General features: G+C 71.5%; 15 protein-coding genes. 9 read left to right on the top strand and 6 right to left on the bottom strand.

Annotated features, from left to right (window positions below; all coding sequences use genetic code 11):
* Nucleotides 1-18 precede the first annotated feature (18 nt).
* Together ACI769_RS14570 and ACI769_RS14565 are read left to right on the top strand one after the other, a co-directional pair.
* Entirely contained in the window at nt 19-705 is a 687-nt protein-coding gene (locus ACI769_RS14570; RefSeq protein ID WP_409141825.1) for a response regulator, read from the top strand.
* 137 nt (nt 706-842) lie between these two features.
* Complete coding sequence (locus tag ACI769_RS14565; protein WP_409141824.1) at nt 843-2,540, top strand: DUF726 domain-containing protein; 1,698 nt, start codon at nt 843-845, stop codon at nt 2,538-2,540.
* A gap of 624 nt (nt 2,541-3,164) precedes the next feature.
* On the opposite strand, the gene ACI769_RS14560 is transcribed toward ACI769_RS14565, so the two are convergent.
* Both ACI769_RS14560 and ACI769_RS14555 read right to left on the bottom strand, forming a co-directional pair.
* Nucleotides 3,165-5,027 (bottom strand): DNA/RNA helicase domain-containing protein, encoded by a 1,863-nt coding sequence (locus ACI769_RS14560; protein WP_409141823.1) that lies wholly within the window; start codon nt 5,025-5,027, stop codon nt 3,165-3,167.
* 180 nt (nt 5,028-5,207) lie between these two features.
* Entirely contained in the window at nt 5,208-5,714 is a 507-nt protein-coding gene (locus tag ACI769_RS14555) for a hypothetical protein (protein ID WP_409141822.1), read from the bottom strand.
* 111 nt (nt 5,715-5,825) lie between these two features.
* Here ACI769_RS14555 and ACI769_RS14550 point away from each other — a divergent pair, with 111 nt between their 5' ends.
* Genes ACI769_RS14550 through ACI769_RS14535 form a run of 4 tightly spaced genes read left to right on the top strand, consistent with a single transcriptional unit; the run spans nt 5,826 to nt 13,042 of the window.
* Nucleotides 5,826-7,103 carry a DUF6361 family protein gene (locus ACI769_RS14550; protein ID WP_409141821.1) on the top strand — a complete coding sequence of 426 codons (1,278 nt, stop codon included), beginning with the start codon at nt 5,826-5,828 and terminating at the stop codon, nt 7,101-7,103.
* On the top strand, nt 7,103-8,989 hold the full coding sequence (locus ACI769_RS14545) for a phospholipase D-like domain-containing protein (protein ID WP_409141820.1): 1,887 nt from the start codon (nt 7,103-7,105) through the stop codon (nt 8,987-8,989). Before ACI769_RS14550 ends, ACI769_RS14545 begins: the two co-directional genes overlap by 1 nt.
* Nucleotides 8,979-12,230, top strand: a complete 3,252-nt coding sequence (locus ACI769_RS14540; protein ID WP_409141819.1) for a helicase-related protein — start codon at nt 8,979-8,981, stop codon at nt 12,228-12,230. Before ACI769_RS14545 ends, ACI769_RS14540 begins: the two co-directional genes overlap by 11 nt.
* A 38-nt stretch (nt 12,231-12,268) precedes the next feature.
* Entirely contained in the window at nt 12,269-13,042 is a 774-nt protein-coding gene (locus ACI769_RS14535; protein WP_409141818.1) for a hypothetical protein, read from the top strand.
* Between the two features lie 5 nt (nt 13,043-13,047).
* Here ACI769_RS14535 and ACI769_RS14530 read toward each other — a convergent pair whose 3' ends face one another.
* The 3 genes from ACI769_RS14530 to ACI769_RS14520 all read right to left on the bottom strand — a co-directional run bounded on the left by ACI769_RS14530 (nt 13,048) and on the right by ACI769_RS14520 (nt 14,913).
* Complete coding sequence (locus ACI769_RS14530) at nt 13,048-14,277, bottom strand: type II toxin-antitoxin system HipA family toxin (RefSeq protein ID WP_409141817.1); 1,230 nt, start codon at nt 14,275-14,277, stop codon at nt 13,048-13,050.
* Entirely contained in the window at nt 14,270-14,551 is a 282-nt protein-coding gene (locus ACI769_RS14525; protein WP_021481977.1) for a helix-turn-helix domain-containing protein, read from the bottom strand. Before ACI769_RS14525 ends, ACI769_RS14530 begins: the two co-directional genes overlap by 8 nt.
* A gap of 197 nt (nt 14,552-14,748) precedes the next feature.
* Nucleotides 14,749-14,913 carry a hypothetical protein gene (locus tag ACI769_RS14520; protein WP_171468496.1) on the bottom strand — a complete coding sequence of 55 codons (165 nt, stop codon included), beginning with the start codon at nt 14,911-14,913 and terminating at the stop codon, nt 14,749-14,751.
* A gap of 126 nt (nt 14,914-15,039) precedes the next feature.
* On the opposite strand from ACI769_RS14520, the gene ACI769_RS14515 reads away from it, so the two are divergent.
* The 3 genes from ACI769_RS14515 (at nt 15,040) to ACI769_RS14505 (ending at nt 18,147) form a co-directional block, all read left to right on the top strand.
* Nucleotides 15,040-16,290 (top strand): saccharopine dehydrogenase family protein, encoded by a 1,251-nt coding sequence (locus tag ACI769_RS14515; protein ID WP_409141816.1) that lies wholly within the window; start codon nt 15,040-15,042, stop codon nt 16,288-16,290.
* Nucleotides 16,291-16,442: 152 nt separating this feature from the next.
* Complete coding sequence (locus tag ACI769_RS14510) at nt 16,443-17,387, top strand: hypothetical protein (RefSeq protein WP_409141815.1); 945 nt, start codon at nt 16,443-16,445, stop codon at nt 17,385-17,387.
* 124 nt (nt 17,388-17,511) lie between these two features.
* Nucleotides 17,512-18,147 carry a glycosyltransferase gene (locus ACI769_RS14505; RefSeq protein ID WP_409141814.1) on the top strand — a complete coding sequence of 212 codons (636 nt, stop codon included), beginning with the start codon at nt 17,512-17,514 and terminating at the stop codon, nt 18,145-18,147.
* Nucleotides 18,148-18,288: 141 nt separating this feature from the next.
* On the opposite strand, the gene ACI769_RS14500 is transcribed toward ACI769_RS14505, so the two are convergent.
* Nucleotides 18,289-20,763 carry an OmpL47-type beta-barrel domain-containing protein gene (locus tag ACI769_RS14500; RefSeq protein WP_409141813.1) on the bottom strand — a complete coding sequence of 825 codons (2,475 nt, stop codon included), beginning with the start codon at nt 20,761-20,763 and terminating at the stop codon, nt 18,289-18,291.
* Nucleotides 20,764-20,872 lie beyond the last annotated feature (109 nt).

Raw genomic sequence — 20,872 nt, 5'->3', positions numbered from 1 at the left:
CGCCGCTAGGGTCGGGGCGTGATCAAGGTGCTCGTGGTCGACGACGACCCGATGGTGCGACGGCTGCTGCGGACCATCCTGCGGCCCGACGACATCGAGGTCGTCGCCGAGGCCGCCGACGGCGACGAGGTCGTGACGGCCGTCCAAGCACACCACCCCGACGTCGTGCTCCTGGACCTGCGCATGCCCCGCGTCGACGGCGTGACGGCGACACGCGCCGTGCGGGCGCTCCCCGACCCGCCCGGCGTCATCGCCATGACCTCGTTCGACACCGAGTCCAGCATCCTCGACGCCGTCCACGCCGGGGCGTCCGGGTTCCTCGCCAAGGACGCGTCACCCGACGAGATCGTCTCCGCCGTCCGCGCCGTCGCAGCCGGCGACGGCGCGCTGTCGCCCCGTGCGGCACGCGTCGTCATGGCGCAGGTCACCGCCGCGCCCGGCGCGGCGGGGCGCAGGGAGGCCGCCGAGCGGGTCGCGACCCTCACCGAGCGCGAGCTCGACGTCGCACGGCTCGTCGCGCAGGGCCTGTCCAACCCCGAGATCGCGCAGCGGCTGTACGTCAGCGAAGCGACGGTGAAGACCCACCTCTCCGCGGCGAGCGCGAAGCTCGGGGTCACGAACCGCGTGCAGCTCGCGGTGCTGGTGTCGCAGTCCGTCGACGGCGGCCCGACCGCACCGCGGTCGAATCTCTCGACCTCCTCCTAGCCAGCGCGGTCGGCGTCGGCCGCGCCATGTACGACGCGGTAATCCCCAGATGCACTCACCGTATCGTCGACGCTTGCACTGGCGATTTCACCCGCTCGGGACCTCTGCGCAGGGTTCGGCCGTGACATCATCCGGCCATGCCAGGATCGATTCACGCGCACGTCGTCGGAGGAACTCGCCTCAAGGTTGAGGTGGTCTCAGACCAGGGCGCGCGGCTTGTGCTCGAGGGCGACGTCGTCGACGTCGAGCCGACGGTCGACAGCGGCGGCGTCCTCGCGGACAACCCCGCACTGGTGAGCAACCTGTGGGCCTTCGCGAAATCCTGGTACGAGGCGCGCACCACGTCATACGCCGATGCGCTCGCCGCGCCCGATCGCGAGAGCCAGAAGGCCGCGCACAAGCAGGCCGAGGAGAACAAGAAGACCGCGCAGAAGCGAGCCGACGCCTACGCGAAGGTCGCGCAGTGGATCGCCGACGTCGCCGACGACGTCTCTCCCTACCAGCCGAAGCTCGGCTGGTGCTCTTCCTGCTTCACGAAGACCGAGCACCGGAAGTCGAACCGTCCCAACGGCCAGATGCCCGTGTACGTCTGCCAGTCCTGCGGGGCGCCGACCCTACCGTGCGTCGCGCCGGGCTGCGAGAACATGGCCGTCCGCGAGCGTGGCGCGATCCGCGTCCCCCAGTACTGCGCCGAGCACCGGCACGACATCCCCGGTTTCGAGAAGGCACAAGGCAGCTTCGGTGAGCTGCACGACTACGAGGACTTCCTGAAGTACGAGAAGCCCGACCTGGGCAAGGCCTCCAAGATCGCTGCCGTCAGCGTTGTCGGCGTCGCCGCAGCCGCCCCGATGGCGCTCCTCGCGGCGCCGGCCATCGGCGGGGCCATCGGCTCGCTCGGCATGTTCGGCGGACTTTCGGGCGCCGCTGCGACGTCGCACGGCTTGGCCCTTCTCGGCGGAGGCACCCTGGCCGCCGGCGGACTCGGCATGGCCGGCGGCACCGCCGTCGTCACTGCGGTCGGTGCCGCGGTCGGGGGCACCCTGGGTGCGTCCGTGTCGAACGCCTACGTTCGCGAGGACAAGTCGTTCCGCATCGAGCTCCTGCGCCCCGGCAAGGGAGGCGTACCGGTCCTTGTGGCCAACGGGTTCCTCACCGAGGGCGATCAGGAGAAGTGGGGCGGCTGGAAGAAGATCGTCGACGACCGGTATCCCGACTCCCCCGTGTACCGGGTGCGCTGGGGAGCCAAGGAGCTCAAGGACTTCGGTGCGATGGGTATCGGACTCGCGGGGAGGGCCGGTGCTTCCACCGCAGTGCGCGGTGCCGCTGCCGCTGCCAACAAGGCAGGAGCCAAGCTCTTCGGCAGCACGTTCACCCCGGCGTTCATCGCCTCCGACCTCGCCAAGAATCCGTGGCACGTCGCGAAGAACCGCGCCGACAAGACCGGCGTCATCGTTGCCGACCTCCTCGCCCGCACCGACGCGGACGCCTACGTGCTCATCGGCCACAGCCTCGGCGCCCGGGTGATGGCCGTGGCCACCGAGACGCTCGGCACGCGATCCGGCCCGCCGCGCATCCAGGCAGTGCACCTGCTCGGCGCGGCCATCGGTGCGAAGAGCAACTGGGGCCCCCTGACCGCCGCGGTCGAAGACGCCGTGTACGGCTACCACTCGACGAACGACGCCGTCTTGAAGTACGTCTACAGGGTAGCCCAGGCGGGCCAGACCGCAGCCGGCCTGACCGGGTTCTCCCCCGCGTCGCACAAGCTCGTGAACGTGGACGTCTCCGATCAGGTGAGCACCCACTTCGAGTACCAGGGCAGCGTCCAGCTCGTGTGAAGTGCGTCCGATTGAAAGGGTCGGCATGGAGGGCACCGGCCGGCCCGCGGCACGTCTTTAGCGAGAAAACACCTCAGCACGCCGCGCCCACCGCGTGACCTCTCCGACGAGCTGCTTCAATTCCTGGGTCTTCGAGCCCGGAGCCCTGCTCGTGCGCTCCGGAAAAAGCCCAGTCGCGTCACCGTTGGGAATCGGCTCCGGCGAACCCGGGATCGACCCGTCGACGGCTACAGACTGATACGCACCGGCGAAGGACCGCGGATGAGCCGAGCAGGCTCATCTCCCACAGTTAGCCCGGGTCGGGGTCGCCGTCCGTCAAGCGGCGGAGGTCCTCGAACTCGTCGTGCCGCGCGTCGAGGAAGCGCTCTACGACCGCACGCATCGCTTCGTCCTTGAGGAGAATCTTCCGCTGGGGGTCAGGGTGACCCCGGTGCCGAGAGTGAGCGTCGTGACGATCATCGAGGCATCTCCGATATCGCACGTCATCGCCCTGACCGAGCGCACGCCCACACCGCCCCTCATGTCCCTGGATACCGTCGCGATTGTCGCATCCGCCAAGCACTCGCAGAGTGATGGAACAGCAGCGAGGGGCGCGCACTGCTCGTCCTCCGGGGCGACGTATGGTCACCGTCGATCGTGCCCCGAGACCAACCGCTCCAGGAGCTCCTGGGTCTCAGGGTCGGTCGAGTAGATGATCGTCCCCACCATCCCGCGGGTCAGCAGGACCTTGTAGACGTTGCGGACGAGCTCGTCGAACTGGGCGTCGGACACCTGCGCGCGTGAACGGAAGGCAGGGTCCCGGTTCTCGTCTCTCCGCGCGACCCACCTGTCCCTTCTCCAGACGAGGTCTGGTCCCAGGATCACTCCGTTCCAGTCGTACTCGAAACCCTGTGCGGTATAGACGCAGCCGACCTGGTCGAAACCACCAGGGGACGTCGCCCACAGCGGCGCCGGAGGAGCTTCCCCGACCGCTCTGTCGCCCTTCACGTTCCATGGCTTCGACCACTCACCGATGACTACGTCGGGGACCAGGCGTCCGTCCTCCGTCGGGTCGCTCCACCGCCAGGCGTAGCCTGCCGTCATCCGCGCACCGAGGCCCTGTGCCCGACGTACGTCGAGAGCAACTTCGAGCTCGCGTGGCGAGCCCGCGGTCCTCAGCTCGAAGTGGTCGTCACCCGTCCATGGGATCGGCCCGCCTTCGATGAGGCCGAGCAGACGGAGCACCCACTCGACGTAGAGCTGGCTCCCTCCAGCGCGGAACTGGTCGGAGAGGTCGACGTACTCGACACCGATACCGCGCGCCTCGGCCGCACGCCGGATGATCTCGACCGTACCGCTCTCGCCAGGCCGCACCACTTGATGCTCGTCCAGCAAGAAGACCGGCACGCGCGCCACGTCGAGCAGCTCGTCGATCTGAGGGCGCGCCTGCTCGCGAATCGCCTTCGGCGTATAGCGGTTCACGGACTTCTCCCGGATCCGATGCGCCTCGTCCAGGATCAGTGCGTCCAGACTGTTCTGCTCCGCGGCCATGAAGCTGTTGAAGTACATGAACATGCGTTGCGTGGCCGCCGACCCCCTACCGGCGACCTTTCGCAAAGTCTGTGTGAAGCTCTGCGAGCCCGTGGCGTGCAGGACGGTCTTGCCGCGACGCGCCAGCTCCCCCATGACGGACAACGCGATGACGCTCTTCCCCGATCCCGGTCCACCCGAGACCACGACAGCGGTCTTCGTGTTGTCTCGCGCGGCGCGTTGAACCGCCTTCATCACGAGGTCGTAGGCGACTCGCTGCTCGGCGATCAGTGTGAACTGCTCTCGCTCGCGGATCTCGGCTGCCGCAACCTTGAGCAGCTGCCTCGACGGCCGGACGGTTGACGCAAGGAGCCGGTCCGCCGCCTCGGCCCCGCTCGAGGGGGCCAGCTTGCGCACCAGATAGTCAAGCCAGGCTCCCCGCGAGGACGCGGTGAACAGCGGGTACGTCGCCGTCACCGCAGCGTCGGCCAGGTCCGCGACGCGCACGTCCTGAGCGTTGTGCAGGTACGCAGCCCCGGATAGCCGGCGCGGATCGTCATGAAGAACAGCTGTGAAGTCCCGAAGAAACTCTACGTATCCTCCGACCTGCACGCTGGGGTGCAGGTGATGCTTGCGGGGTGAACCCTCGACTCGGACGAGCGACTCGATGTCGTCATCGAGTCGCGCGGTTGACCACTGCTTGAGCTCCACGACCACGTACGACTCGTCGCCGGTTTGTGGATCGGTTCCTGCCAGCACCACGTCCGCGCGCTTCGATGAGAGCGGGAGGCGGTACTCGAGGATCACTTCGACGTCTTGAAGACCGGCGTCCGCTAGGTCACGTGCCAGCACCGGCAGCGAACGACGCCACGAGCGCCGCTCGGACTCGCTCGGAACTCCGAGTCCCTGAAGCACGAAGTGCTCTTCGAGATGCTTCTCCACGAGAGAGACATCGGAAGCGGCGAGCTCTGCCAGCATGCGGGCTGAGTATCTGACGGGTCCGGACACGACAAACTCCTGGGCAGCACGAGGATTCGTGCGGCGGGGAGCATGTCCACTTGAGGAAGCTCGTCGACTACCGCTGGTCGCTCGCATCGTACGGGGTCAGCGCGACCGCCCAGGTGCGATTCGGGTATCAGAGACGTGTCTCAGCTCGCCTCACACTGTGACGCCTTCTCCGCGGTGAGAGATCGGCCAGACGTTGCGGTGAGCAACTCCATCTGCACCGACGAAGGACACGGTCGCCCAGCACCTGTCGGGGGGCGCACCTCCCGGGGCGGGTTCAAGTCGACGATTCCACGCTCTCGTTCCTCCGCCCGGGAGGACGTCAGCGCGAAGCACGATGGTCTTCGTAGGGAGTTCGATCGAGCGGTCGTAACAGTGACGGCGCACTGGGTCACCGAAGTGGACTTCGCATCGGACGTCACTGATGGGCATCGCTCCCGGATTCGTCAGGAGAAACTCGATCTTCCATACACGAGGTTCTACCTGCGCCTGGCTCGGCGCCTCCAGGTTGCGCCACGCGAGCGAAACTCCGTCGGTCTCTAGCTGGCGGGCCTGACGCCGATCTCGGCGCAGTTCCCAGATCTGGTAGCCGGCAAACCCTGCTGCGGCTGCGGTCGCCGCAGCGGCAACGATTTCTGCGGCGACGCCGAAGTCGATCATGGCCCGATGCTCCCACAGTGAGCTCGCAGCCTCGAACTTCACCCGCAGCCGCCCTAGGGAAAGAACCGCGCCGTTCATAACCTTCCAGGAGCAGATCAGATGGAGGAGACCGTGGCGTCATCGTTCGGTTGGCTCGACACCGACCACGCGCAGCGCCGCCGCATGCTCGAGGTCGTCGACCTGTTCAAGGAGCAGGGCACGGTCGACGAGCTGGGGATCGGTTCGATCCGGGACACGTTCTCCGACGCGCTGTTCCCCGGGACGTCGACGTTGCTCACGCGACTGCGGTACGTGCTGTTCGTCCCGTGGCTCGTGGATCGTGCCGTCCGCAGCACCTCGACCGCGGACGACGCGGTGCGTCGCCTGCGCGCCGACGAGGTGCGGCTCATCGAGTCGCTGCTCGCGGGCTACCGCGACGAGGGGCGTGGCCGAAACCAGGGCATCCTCGGTCGGACCGCCCGCGCGAAGCTGAAGCGCATGCCGAGCGAGGTCTACTGGGGACCGCTCGGCCGCTGGCAGCTGCGTACGTGGGACACGAGCATCGCCGGGCACCTGCGCCGCGGCTCCGCCCTGCGTAGCGCCAGCCACGGCCGGACCGAGGCGGATGACCCCGGCGCCCGTGACGGGTCGCGGGACACCGGCTTCGACCTCGCCGGCCTCGAACCTCCCGAGGACCTACTGCGGTCGACGACCTTCGACCTGCGCCCCGAGGAGGCCGAGGTCCTCCTCGAACGGCTGCGCACGACGACCCGCGGCTCGCTGCTCGGATGGCTCCTCGAGCACCGTGACGCCGTCGATCTCGACGCCGCCTCGGCCGTGGAGCTCTCGCTGGTCGGCGCGCCGCGCGGCCTTCGAACGGTCGTCGACCACGCGACGCGGTTCAGCCTCGCGATGCACGGTGCCGCGCTCCTCTACAACCTGCTCGTCGCCGAGGCGGCAGCCATCCCGGACGTCGTCGACCACTACCGCGAGCGCCTCGACGACTGGCACGAGGAGCTCGTCGAGACGCGCACCCTCGACGGCTGGGACCGCGGCGAGCTGTGGAGCGTCCTCACCTCGCGCAACGACAAGATCCCTCTGCCGACCCGCCTGTTCACCGACGGGTGGCTCGACCTCCTGCTCGACTGCGACCGCGTCGAGGACTCGTCGCGAGCACGCGACCTTGTCACCCAGCGGGAGCGTCGTCTCAAGGGCGAACGCGCACGCCTTACGAACAGATCGGCCCGCGAGGCGTGGAAGGGCGAGTCTGGAACCGGTCGGCTCGACTATCGGTGGATAGTGACACGGCGGCTCCTCGACGACCTCCTGTCCGCCCTGCCCGACCCTCCGAGCACCATTCGACGTGGGCAGCCGACCGACGCGCTCCTCACTGCAAGGACCACCGCCTGATGCTCACTCCGGACACCCGCGTCCTGCTCACCGACGCGCTCCGCCCGCCCGCGGGCCTGCGCGTCGACGCGGCGATCGCCACGACGTTCTCGCTCGACCTCACCGCCCTGCTCCTGGCTCCCGTGACCTTCGCGATGCTCGACACGACCGCCCAGGTCGACGGCGACGACCTCACCGCGACGGACCCGATCGGTCTGCTCGAGGCCGTCCAGCGCTACAGCGAGCTCACGACGGTCTTCTGCCAGGCCGGCGGGATCAGCGTGCCGGCGTCGTACCGCTCGGTGCTCACCTTCGTCGAGGGGGCCGTGCACCAGGTCATGGCCCCGGCACGGGGTCGGTTGTTCCATCCCAAGTCGTGGACCTTGCGGTTCGTCGACGACGACGGCGCGTACCGCCACCGGTTCGTCGTGCTCAGCCGCAACCTGACGTTCGACCTGTCCTGGGACACCGTGCTCGTCCTGGACGAGGACGAGTCGGTCGCCGAGCCGGTCGACCCCGCCCCGATCAGCTCTTTCCTGCGCGCTCTGCCCCAGCTGGCGACGTCCCCGCTCGACGAAGGCCGCGCCGCGCAGGTGGAGTCCGTCGCCGCGTCGGTCGCGGACGCGCGGCTCGCCCCGCCCGGACCGTTCCGGACCGCCGAGGTCCTGCCGCTCGGGCTCGACGGCGTCACGGCGCCCTGGCCGTTCCCCGACGCCGCGGACCGCGTCCTCGCGGTGAGCCCTTTCCTCGACGCCGGGCTGCTCCGCAGGCTCCCCGACGCGGACGACCGCACGCTCGTCTCCCGCGCGGAGACGTTCGACCGCCTGGGCACGGTTCCGCTCGACCGCTGGGCGACCCGGACCCTCTCGTCAGCGGCCGAGCGGGACCCGTCCTCCGACGAGAATGACGACTCTCCGGGCGACCCTCGTTCGACCGCCGGTCCTGTCCGTGAGACGGATCGCATTCGCGACGGTCTGCATGCCAAGACGGTCGTCGTGGACTCCGGTCGCGACAGCACGACGGTCACCGGGAGCGCGAACCTCACCACGGCGGCGTGGGGCGGGAACGTCGAGCTCGCGGTCGCGTTGCACGGCCGCACCGCCGACGTCGGCGTGCGCACGACGCTCGACGGTACGAAGGACGTCCCCGGCCTGGAAAAGGTGCTGGCTGCGTTCGCGCCGCGCTCGCCTGAGCCGGTCGTCGACCCCGCCGAGTCCACCGTCCTCGACATCGACGACTTCCACCGGCGTCTCGCGGCATCCGGGCTGCGCGCCACCCTGGCCGTGGACGTCGATGACTCGGACCGTGGCGGCGGAGACCCCACGGCACGCCTCGTCGTCGGGACGCAGGGCCTGCCCGACCCGGTCCTCGGCGCCACCACGGTCGCGTGGCCGGTGACTGTGCCCTCCGACCTGCACGCACGCGGGCTTCACGAAGGTTCCGACGTCGCGTGGGACAGCCTGAGCCTCCGTGCCGTCACGCCGTTCCTCGCCGTGGAGACGACAGCCGGGACGGGAGATGCGCGTGCGACCCGGCGCTGCGTCCTTGTGCTCAGACTGGACGGCGACGTCGCCGAGCGCCGGCACGCCGCGGTCCGGGACGCACTGCGGAGCCGGGACGACGTCGCGCGCTACCTCGCGCTGCTCCTCGCCGACCCTGCGGCGGCCTCAGTGTTCGCGGCCAGTCCTGCGGGCGACTCGACCGGGGCGTCGTGGGCCATGTCGGGAAGCACGACGCCGGACCTGTTCGAGCCGCTCGTGCGCGCGGTCGCGCACGGCGACGAGGCTTTGGACCGCGTCGCACAGCTCGTCGACCGGCTGGCAGAGATGCCCGACGGCGACGACCTGGTCCCCGAGGGATTCGCCGAGCTGTGGACCGTCGTCGAGGAGGCGCGTCGTGCCCGCTGACCCCCACCCGCAGGAGCGGCCCGACGTCGACGACGTCCTGCGCCATCTCAAGGACTTCCAGCGGCGCACCGTCGACCACGTGCACGCGCGACTGTGGGACGACGCCGACCCGAGCCACCGCTTTCTCGTCGCCGACGAGGTGGGGCTCGGCAAGACACTGGTTGCGAAGGGCGTGATCGCCAAGGCCGTCGACCAGCTGTGGGACACCGTCGACCGGATCGACGTCGTGTACATCTGCTCCAACCAGCAGATCGCCCGCCAGAACCTCGCCCGCCTCACCCTCCGCGGGCACGAGCCGCTCCACGCGGAGCGCCTCACCCTCATGCCGCTCGTCACGGGCGAGCTCGCCGGTAAGAAGCTCAATTTCGTCTCGTTCACCCCCGGGACGTCGCTCCAGGTGACGAGCGGCGGCGGGCGAGCCCTCGAGCGCGTCGTCATGTACTGGATGCTCGCGCGCGGGTCGCAGGACCTCGACGTGCGGCCCCGACGCTGGCTCCAGTTCTTCCGCGACTCCTCCAGCCTCAAGAACTTCACCGCGGACGTCGAGCGCTTCCGACGCCACCGGATGCACGAGCTCGACCTGGACTTCGCTGCCGAGTTCGCCAAGCAGCTCTCGCGCGACCGGGGGCCGCGCGGCGGGAAGCTCCTCGACGAGCTGGTCGAGTGCGTCCAGGAGTTCAACTACCTGCGCGGGAACCCTGCGAAGGACCTCTCGCGCCGACGGTCGAGGATCATCGGCGCGATGCGCGCCACCGTCGCACGGCTCGCCATCGAGCGGCTCGAGCCCGACCTCGTGGTCATGGACGAGTTCCAGCGCTTCAGCGAGCTCATGCGGGCCGACGCCCAGAGCGAGGCGGCAGAGCTGCTGCATGCTCTTGTCAGCTACGCCGGTGCGGACGGCACCGCCGTGCGCACCCTCCTGCTGTCCGCGACGCCCTACAAGATGTACACGCTGCCCGACGAGCCCGACGGTGAGGACCACTACCGCGACTTCGTCAGCACGGTCGAGTTCCTCGCGGGTGCCGACCGCGCGGCGACGGTCCGGACAGGGCTCGCGACGATGCGTGAGGGGATGCTCGCCTCGACCGACGAGTCCGCCGTCGCTCGGGCGGTCGCTGCGCGGGACACCGTCGAGCGCGAGCTGCGGCGCGTGATCTGCAGGACGGAACGCCTCGCCGCGACGCGCGAGAAGGACGGGATGCTTCGCGAGGTCGTGCTCCCCGGGGTCGAGATCACCGCGGGCGACCTCCTGGACCACGCGTCGCTCGACGACGTCGCCCGAACCGTGCACGCGGCGTCGGGCGCGCAGCGCCAGGACATGCTCGAGTTCTGGCGCTCGACCCCTTACACGCTCAACCTCATGGACCGACGCACGTACAAGGTGAAGACGCTGTTCGACGACGCCGTCGCCGCACACGCGCCGGCCGTCACCTCGGCGCTCGCGAGCGCACGCGGGCTGCTGCCGTACGACGTCGTGGACGCGTACGAGCGCCTCGACCCGGGCAACGCCAAGATGCGCGGCCTGGTCACCGACGTGCTCGACCGCGAAGCATGGCGGCTGGCCTGGCTCCCGGCGTCGCTCCCCTACTACGAGCCCGCGGGCCCGTTCGCCGACCCGGGGCTCGCGCGCTTCACCAAGCGGCTCGCGTTCTCGGCATGGAACGTCGCGCCCAAGGCGATCTCCGTCGTCGTGAGCTACGAGGCGGAGCGTCGTGCGACCACTGCGGCGAGCGGCGGCCGGCGCCGGTACGGCGACCCGGCGCCCACGCCGCGCCTGCAGTACCGGATCTCCGAGGGCCGGCTCGACGGCATGCCGACGTTCCTCCTCTCCTACCCGTCCGTCGCGCTCGCCGATGCGGGCGACCCGTTGCGGCACGCGCGAGCCGCAGGACGTCGCCTGACCCGTGGTGAGGTCGACGCGGCCGTGCGCGCCGAGGTGGAGTCGATGCTCGCGATCCTGCCACCCGGCGACCCCTCGCTGCGTCCCGGCGCCGATCAGCGCTGGTACTGGGCGGCGCCGCTCCTGCTCGACGCCGCAGACGGGGCCGAGCAGGACGGCTTCTTCGACGTTCTCGGCCACGACGAGGACGCTGATGAGCCGGACGGCGCCGGGCACGCACGGACGTTCGAGCGGCACGTCGCGGCCGCCCGCGAGATCCGTGCGGACGAGCTCGGGGCGCGACCCCACGACCTCGTCGACGTGCTCACCGTCGCCGCGCTCGCCGCCCCTGGGACCTGCGCGCTGCGCGCGCTCGGGCGGGCGGTCGGTTCCGCCTCGGATGCCACCCCCGCCGGCTGGTGGGCGTCGGACGCGGACGTTCGGGAGATCGCCTTCGGGGTGGGGGGCGGGTTCCGTTCCCTCTTCAACCGCCCCGAGACGCAGGCGCTCGTGGACGCAGAACGGGCCGACGCCACCCGCGACGACACCGCGTACTGGCGCTCCGTGCTGGAATACTGCGCGGACGGTGGACTCCAGGCCGTGCTCGACGAGTACGCCCACACCCTCGTGGAATCCGAGGGCCTCGTGGACAAGACGGTGTACGAGCGCGCCGCACGGATCGGGGAGGTGTTGCGCGGCGCATTGCAGCTGCGGACGCCGACATCGTCCGTCGACGACATCCGCGTCGTCGACGGACAGGTCCACGTCGAGGAACGGCGGGTGCGCACGCACTTCGCCGCGCGGTTCGGACGCGGCACCACGGACGAGGGCGCGGAGATCCGTGAGGAGCACGTCCGCACGGCCTTCAACTCACCGTTCTGGCCGTTCGTGCTGGCGTCCACGTCCGTCGGCCAGGAAGGGCTGGACTTCCACACGTACTCGCATGCCGTCGTGCACTGGAATCTCCCCGGCAACCCCGTCGACCTCGAGCAACGCGAGGGACGAGTCCACCGGTACAAGGGGCACGCGGTGCGCAAGAACGTCGCACAACGGTATGGCGACGCCGCGTTCACGTCGGGCGAGGTCGACCCGTGGGCCGCTGCCTTCGCGGCTGCCGCGCAGGACCGCCCCGATGGAGCGACGGAGATCTTCCCCTCGTGGGTGTGCGCCGCGCCCGGGGGCGCCACGATCGAGCGCTACGTCCCCGCGCTGCCCCTGTCGAAGGAGGTGTCGCGCTACCGACGCCTGCGCCGGACGGTCAGGGCGTACCGCAGCGTCATCGGTCAGGCGCGGCAAGAGGACCTGCTCCGGCTCGCCGGCGACGCCGACCTGTCGTGGGCGCACATCGACCTTTCGCCGTAGTGCATCCGGCGTCCGCGACGCGCGGCGCCCCCTGCTCGGTGAGCGATGTCACCGACCACCTCTACGGTGACCCCGTGGTGATCGACAGGTCCGCCGAGGCGACGACGCCCTACGCCGCACTTCTCCGCCCTCTCGACGACGTCCCAACCCCGCCAGAGAATCTGGCCGAGGCCCTCGGAGACGGGTCCGCACCCCCACCGCTACAGAAGGGGATGCCGTGGAACCGCGAACGGTGGGCACGCCGGCTGTCGGTCGTGCCAGACGTCGACGACCTTCTCGCCTCGCTCCCTGGGCAAGTTGACCGTGCCACCGTCCTCGAGAGCGTGCGGAAGTCTGAGGCTGCGGACCGTACCGATCTGGCGTTCGTCGCCACGATGATCTGGGGCTACGGGTCATCCGGCTATGGTCCTTACCGCACGGCCCGCGTCCTCACGGGTGGTTCCGACGCGGTCGACCCGACGGTCCTGGAGCGTCTGCGCTCAGCGGCTCGGACCGCTCGCACACAGGGCGCCCTCTCCGGCTTCTACGCGATGAGGAACCTGCCCGGTCGCGTGGCGTACCTCGGGCCGGCGTTCTTCACGAAGTGGTTGTACTTCACGACGGCCACAGCAGGACCGGACAGCGACGACGCCGCACCCGTGCTCGACATGCGCGTACGGGACTGGATCGCGACCAACGCCGGCGTCCAGCTCCGGCTCGACAAGACATGGGCGTATCACCAGTACCTCCAGCTGCTCGACGCCTGGGCCGTGCGTCCTGCGGGCACGCTCTCCCGCGCCACGGTGGAGCGCGTGATCTTCTCGCTGTCCTGATCCGCCTATCCCGTCGGGCGCCCCGCCAGGAGATTCCGCGTGAAGCCGAGGATCTCGTCGCGCAAGCCTGGCTGCGCCCGCGAGTCCGGCGTCTCGCTCGCGACGACCGAGGCGACGTCGTCGAGCGTCGAGCGGACGACGTCGCTCGCCGCTCTCGATCCCCATGCCTCGCCCTCGCTGACGAGGTCCCTGGCCGTGACGGCGCTGTGGACGTAGACGCCGTTCACCGCAAGAGCCAGCCGACCGTCGGTCGGCTGGTGCCGCAGCGGCACGACGTCGTACATCGGCGCCACCCGCGCCGAGCCGTCCGGGAGGTGGAGCATCGAGACGTTCTTCGCGTGCATGTCGAGGTTGCCCACCGCGACGGCCAGGGTGACGTACCGCAGGAGCTGGTCGACCGCCGTCGGACCTGCGGCTCGCCGCAGGACCTGCGCGATACGGACGAGGCTGACCTTCCCGCCGATCTCCTGGTACTTCTCGTCGCCGCGTGCTCCGAGCGCCTGATTCATGTCCTCCTGGTGGAGGCGTCCGCGCGGGGCGTCGGGAGACCGGTCGAAGCGCTCGATGACGAGCGCCGTCCGGCCGTCGAACTCGTGCAGCCGTGGCGTCCCGTGCGTGAGGCCCAGGCGTGCGGCGATCCGTGTCGCGTACTCCTCGTCGTAGACGATCGTCGGGTTCGCCGTGGAGTGAGGCTTGAGGATGTGGGTCGACGGGTATCCGTCGTGCACCTGGTGCCACACGTCGTCGACGAGGGCGAGCACGATCTTGTCCTGCACCCCGGCGAGGGAGGACTTCCCGGAGTACGGGGAGTTGCCGAGCGGCATGCCACGGGTGTCACGGAGGAGCGCGCCGACCTGCTCGTCGGTGAGCGGCGTCGCGCGCGGCGTCCGTGGCTCGCCCGGCGCGTCCGGGTCGTAGAGCTCGACGGCGCCCGCGACGTCGCGCCCGTAGCGCGCCAGCAGTCCGACGACATCGGCCTCCCTGAGCCGCGCCCGCGCGGCGAGGTCGCTCAGGACGCGGCCTTCCGGGAGGAGCTCGGCGAAGTAGTTGCGTCGCCGAGCCGCGCGGGCGCGGTTCTCCACGAGACTCAGCGGTACCGACTCCGACAGCACGGTGCTGCCCGGTGCCCAGTGCTCGAGCACGGACCGGTCCGTCCTGAAGTCGAACGTGCGCGAGCTCGTCCCCACCAGATGACCGACGAGCCGGCCGTACAGCTCGACGCGGAGGTCAGCCATCGAGCTTCTCCACGTCGTCCCCGCCTGCCCCGGAGAGGTCGTCGCCGACCGGTTCGTCGATCTCCGCCCACAGCCGGACGCCCGTCGCGTCGAGCATGGCGAAGAGGCGCTCCATGAGAAGACCGGGCTTGCCGTTCTCCATCTCCCAGACCCACTTCTGCCCGATGCCGAGCTGGTCGGCCAGCTGCCGCTGGCTCGTCCCGCGCAGCAGCCGGCCCTGCTGCAAGGCGAAGCCGAGCAGCTCGGGACTCGTGATCTCGATGCGGACCGCCATACCGCCTCCGATGACGTCGATAGTGAAGTCATCCTAGACGACGTCAGTATCGAAGTCATGGAGGGTGACGTCGATATCGACGTCGGCGGGGCGGGGCGCTGCTGACCTCCGGGCGCGAGCCACCCCGCGCCGCCGTCCACCCAGCGCGCGGCGAACCCCACCGAGGGCACGCCGTGAGGCACTGCGGGCCGGTACGGTCAGCGACCGTCGAGCAGTCCCATCGCGACGCCGATCACCAGCACCGCCACGATGACGACGACGCACCACAGCACCCCGACGAGCCCAGGCCGGGGCCCGTCGGGCCGTCCACCGTCGTCGGGCGGCCTGTCCTCGCGCCGCGGGTCGTCGGGCTGTCGGTCCATACCGCCAGGACACCACGCCGATCTCGGGTGAGCACGGCAGGCAGCGGTCGCGACCCCGCCGACGCGCGAGCCCCGGCACCGCTCCGTAGTCTCGCGGGATCCCTGGTTCCGGCGAAAGGTGACCTCATGACCGACGCCCCGACCCCTCCCCCGGCGACGGGCCGCATCGTGCTCCTCGGCGCGACGGGCTACACGGGCACGCTCGTCGCGCACGAGCTCGTGGCGCGCGGCGCTCGGCCCGTGCTCGCGGGTCGGTCCCAGGACCGCCTGGACGCGCTCGCCGCGGACCTCGCCGCGACGGCACGGACCGCGGCGGCACCGTCCGCAACGGCACCATCCACAGCGCCCCGCCACCGCGCCGAGCCCGCGGGCTCGCCCGAGGCCGGGAGCCCGCCGTCGGGCACCTCGGCGCGCACGCCGCTCGAGACCGCGGTCGCGGACGTCGACGACGCGCGGACCGTGCGTGCGCTGGTCGGGCCGGGCGACGTGCTGATCTCGACGGTCGGCCCGTTCGGGCGGCACGGCGACCCGGCGGTCGAGGCCGCGATCGACGCGGGCGCGGTGTACCTCGACTCGACGGGCGAGCCGGCGTTCATCCGGCGCGTGTTCGACGAGCTCGGCCCGCGCGCCCGGCGCACGGGTGCGGCGCTGCTCACGGCGTTCGGCCACGACTGGGTGCCCGGCAACCTCGCGGGGGCGCTCGCGCTCCAGGACGAGGGCGCCGACGCGGTGCGCCTGGAGATCGGCTACTTCCCCACCGGCGGCGGCGTGAGCGGCGGCACGCGCGTGAGCGCGCTGGAGACGGCGCTCGAGCCGTCGTACGCGTGGCGCGACGGCGGTCTCCGGACCGAGCGTGTCGCGGCGCGCGCCGTCACGTTCGACGTCGGCCCCGGCCGACGCGTGCGGGGCGTCACCGCGGGCGGCACCGAGCCGTTCACGCTCCCCGGCCTCGCGCCGGGGCTGCGCGACATCGAGGTGGCGCTGGGCGTGTCCGGTCCCGCGGTGCGGCTCGCGCCGGTGGCGACGGCGGTCGCGACGGCGGCGCTGCGCATCCCCGGGCTGGGCGACGGCCTGCGGCGGCTCGCCCGGTCGCGCAGCGGGTCGAGCGGCGGGCCGGACGAGGCAGCCCGCGCGGCGTCGCGCACGCACGTCCTCGCGGTCGCACGCGACGCCGGGGGCGAGGTGCTGCGTCGGGCCCGACTCGACGGCCCCGACGCGTACGACCTCACGGCCCGCTACCTCGCGTGGGGCGCGACCCGAGCAGCGGCCGGCGAGACGAACGGGACGGGAGCGCTAGGCCCGGTCCAGGCGTTCGGCCTCCACTCACTGCTGGCCGCGACCCGCGCCACCGGCACGACGGTGACCACCAACCGCTGACCAACACGGCTCCACCGCCCGTCGACCACGGGGTTGCCGACCAGAAACAGCCGCAAGAGGTCGCCATCCCCGTGTTCGCCTGGAGAGGGGTGGGCAACCGGGGGGGCGGGCGGGTGGTTCCGGCGGGGCAGGGCGATCGTAGGATCGGGGTGATGTCTGACCACACGACGGGGGCGCCGTCCGCCCCTCATGACGAATCGCCCCTGCCTCCGTCCGCCGCGCTCGCGCGCAAGACCGCGGACCCGAAGGCCATCCTGCGGCTGGTGGGCAACGACGAGTCCGTCGACGACCTGCCGCGCACGCCCGAGGGGCTCATGGAGCCGCCGTCGGGCGTCGGGACGAAGATTCGCAACGGGGTGCTGCTCGCGCTGCTGTCGGGCGGGTTCGTCTGGCTCGTGACGGTCAACGCGTGGGACCACGACGGCTTCTTCCCGTGGTTCTGGAACGTCGTGTGGACGATCTTCCCGTGGGTCTTCCTCGGCCCGATGTGGGCGGGCTACGCGCGGTCGCTGCGCCGGTCGCGCGACGACGCCCCGCTCTACGCGCAGTACCACCGCGACCGCCTGGCGGCGACGCGCGAGGCCGGGGTCGTCACGGCGTCGGTCACGGACCGGACGGAGTCGGGCGGCGTCGCGCACTGCGCCGTGCGCGTGCGGCACGGGGCGCTGACGACGACGGTCACGCGCCTCGCCCCGGTCACGAACCTGCTCCCGTCGGAGGTCCCGCAGCCCGGCGACCCCGTGGTCGTCTGGCGCCTGCCCGGGGAGCGGGTCGTGGTGCAGGCCCGCCGCGACCGCACGCGCGCGCTGCACGACGCCGCCCGGGCCGCGGGCGCGGCCGTCGCCGACGCACCGGTCGCCGACGACCCGACGACCGACGCGGACGCCCCCGCGTGGGGCTCGCCCACGAGCTCGTCGTCCTCGACCACCACGACGTACACGACGACCCGCATGACCCGCGGCGCGGGCGCCCCCGAGGTGACCGTGCAGCACGGCGTCACCGCGGCGCTCGCCGAGCTCGCGAGCCTGCACGCCGCCGGCTCCCTCACCGACGACGAGTTCACCGCCGCCAAGCGGATGCTCCTCGGCGGCTCCTGAACCGACGAGCCCCGGAGCCCCCGAGCCCCGAGCCCCCGAGCCCCCGAGCACGAGGTTGCTGGCGGTATCGCCGTGAGAACGACAGCAACGTCGTGCTCGGCGCCGACCCGGCAGACTGTCCCCCGTGAGCAGCAGCCGCCGACCCCGGCAGCCGTACCGGCCGACGATGGTGTGGACCGCGGTGCGCGGCGGTGTCCGTGGTCGCGAGCGCCTGACGCCCGTCGTCGACTACCTCGCGGTGCTGCTGATCCTGCTCGCGCTGTGCGGTGGCGCGGTGGCGTTCGCGGTGTGGCTCCTGCGGAGCGACGAGGGGTTCGCGGCCGCCCTGATCGGCATCGTCGCCCTCGCCTTCGGCGGCGGGCTGCTGGCGTACGTGCGCGGGCCGTCGAAGCACGCGGTCGTGCTGCGGCCGCACGAGGTCGAGCTGCCGGTGGGCCGCGCGGAGGTCGTCCGGGTCATCGTGCGGTGGGACGACGTCGCGCGCGTCCACGTCGTCCCGGGCGAGGGACGCCCGTCGCTCCGGGTCGAGCTGCACGACGGCGCGCGGGCGCGCCACGCGGAGGGCGAGGACCTGCTCCGGGGCCGGCCCGCGCACGGACCGGACCCCGACCCCGTGGTCGTGACGGATCCCGAGGCGGTCGCGCGCGTCCTGCGGCACCTGCTCGACCACCCGGAGGACCGCGCGCGCCTCGCCCAGCGCGGCGGGCTCGGGATCGTCCTGGCCTTCGTCCGCCCGGTGTACGGCGAGCCGCCGGCCTGACCGGTCCGCGCGGCGTCGGGCGACAGGGTCGCCGCGATCCCTGCCTGGGAACCGCCCGCGGGACGACGACGGCCCGGGCCCGCTCCTGGAGGGAGCGGGCCCGGACCTTCGCCGGTCGGACTGCTGGTGGGACGGGTGCTGTCAGCGGCGACCGATGTCGGACAGCTGCGCCGCCGTGATGACGAGGTCCCGCTCGGCGTCGTCGAGGACGCCGTCGAGGACGAGGTCCTCGGTCACGAGGCTCACGTGGTCGACGAACTCGCGGTGCGTCGCGTACTCGTCGTTCTCGGCGACGTGGTCGTTGACCGTGCAGCCGGTGCCGTCGTCGTAGTTCTGCACCGTGCTGTCGTGGCCGTCGATGATGACCGTCGGGCGGATGTCCGAGCCGACGCAGCGGTCCCGCACGAGCTTGAGGACCGTGAAGGTCACCTCGCCGCTCGTGACGTTCCCGACGCCGTCGACCGCGCGGTAGCGGACCACGTGCTGGCCGTCGGCCGCGAACGCGACCGGGGCCGCGTAGCGCTGCCACGCGCCGTCGTTGGCCTGGAACTCGATGCGGTCCACGCCCGATTCCTCGTCGACCGCTGTGAGCGTGACGCGCGCGCTCGCGACGAAGTCGCCGTCGCGCGTGCGGCTGCCGCTGACGCCCGCCGTGACGACGGGGCCGTCGGTGTCGCCGCCGGGCTCCTCGCCGCCCGCGATGACGAACGTGACCGTCTTCGGGGCGGACACGTTGCCCGCGACGTCCGTCGCGCGGTAGGTCACCGTGTGCGACCCGGGGGTCCGCACGGAGATCTGCTTGGCGTACGGGGTCCACTCGCCGCCGTCGAGCTGGTACTCGACCGACGCGACGCCGGAGTCGGCGTCCTTCGCGAGGAGACGCACGAACACGTTGTCGAGGTACTCGCCGGCCTCGTTCTTGTCGCCGCCCATGACGCGGTGGTCGACGGTCGGGGCGACGGTGTCGCCGCCCTGGCCCGCGACGACGTCGAACGTGACGGTCGCCGGCTCGCTGACGTTCCCCGCGACGTCGGTCGCGCGGTAGGCGAGCGTGTGGCGGCCGGGCTCGTCGACGACGACGGCCCCGGTGTACTCGGTCCAGCCCGCGCCGTCGAGGTCGTACTCGACGGTCGCGACGCCCGAGCCGTCGTCCGTGGCGGTGAGCAGCACGGACGCGGAGCCGACGTAGGCGCCGTCCTCGTCCTGCTGGCCGCTGAGCTCGGTCGCGACGACGGGGGCCGTGGTGTCCTCCTCGGCCTCCGCGACGACGACGAACTCGGTGACGGTCTCCTCGGAGACGTTGCCCGCGACGTCGGTGGCCCGGTAGACGAGCGTGTGCTCGCCGGGCTCGTCGACGACGAGCGGCTCGGTGTACGGCTGCCAGCCGGCACCGTCGAGGTCGTACTCGACGCTCTCCACGCCGGACGCGTCGTCCGTCGCGGTGAGCGTCGCCGTGGCGGACCCGACGAACGCGCCGTTGCCGTCCTGCGTGCCGGTGACCTCGGCGGTGACGGTCGGGGCGGTCGTGTCGTCCTCGCCGCCGGCGACGACGGTGAACGTCACGGAGCCGACCTCGGACACGTTGCCCGCGACGTCGGTCGCCCGGAAGGACACGGTGTGCTCGCCGACCTCGGTGAACGGCACCGTGGTCGTGTACGGGAGCCACGCGCCGCCGTCGACCTGGTACTCGACGGACGCGACACCCGAGCCCTCGTCCGTGGCGTGGAGCATGAACGCGGCGGTGCCGACGTAGGCACCGGACTCGTCCTGCTGGCCCATGACCATGGGCTCGACGACCGGGGCGGTCGTGTCCTCCTCGACGTCGCCCTCGACGACGGTGAAGCTCGCGGTCTGCGCCTCGGACGTGTTGCCCGCGGCGTCGGTCGCGCGGAACTGGAGCGTGTGCGCGCCGACGGCGTCGACGACGAACGGCTCCGTGTAGGCCTGCCAGCCCGCGCCGTCGAGGTCGTACTCGACCCCGGCCACGCCGGAGTCGTCGTCGGTCGCCTCGAGCGTCACGGTCGCGCCGCCCACGTAGGCGCCGTCGCCGTCCTGCTCGCCGGTGACGAGCGCGGTCACGGACGGGGCCGTGGTGTCCTCGCCGCCGGTGCCGCCGTCGGTGACGACGAGCTCGCCCCACATCTCGCCGTGCCCGGGGATGGCGCAGAAGTAGCGGTACTTGCCCGGGGTGAAGGTGACCTGCGCCTCGTGCCGCCCGCCGTTCGCGTCGAACGGGCTCGCGAGGATGTTGAGGTTCACGTCGTGGTTGTAGCCGGGCGACGACGTGTCGAACGTGAGCGTGTGGCTCATGCCGAACGTGCTGCCGGTCGCCATGCTGTTCTCGAACACGATCGTGGCGGGGCCCGCCTCGGCCGTGGCGGGGAAGGCCTTGTAGTCGGTCACGCTGTTGTCCGCGGTCCACGTGAGGACCTGCTCGGCCGCGACGGTGGCGTCGGCGACGGAGAAGACGGACGACGGCGCTGCCGTCCCTGCGGGGGACGCGGACGCCGGGGCGACGGTGAGGACCGTCGTCGCGGTGAGCCCGGCGACCGTGGCGGCGAGGAACCGCCGCGCGCCGCGGCGGCGGACGCCGCCGGGACTGGTACGTCGTTCCATGAGGGTGCACTCCTCGGGGGGTGTCTCGGGAAGGTTCTGGGGGTGGTTCTGGGGGCTCGGTCGGACTGCGGGTACGGGCGGGGACGGCCTGGCCGGCCGCCCCCGCCCG

The organism is Cellulosimicrobium sp. RS (assembly GCF_046159675.1).
Taxonomy (GTDB): Bacteria; Actinomycetota; Actinomycetes; order Actinomycetales; family Cellulomonadaceae; genus Cellulosimicrobium; species Cellulosimicrobium funkei.
This window is presented reverse-complemented; position numbering and strand designations above follow the sequence as displayed.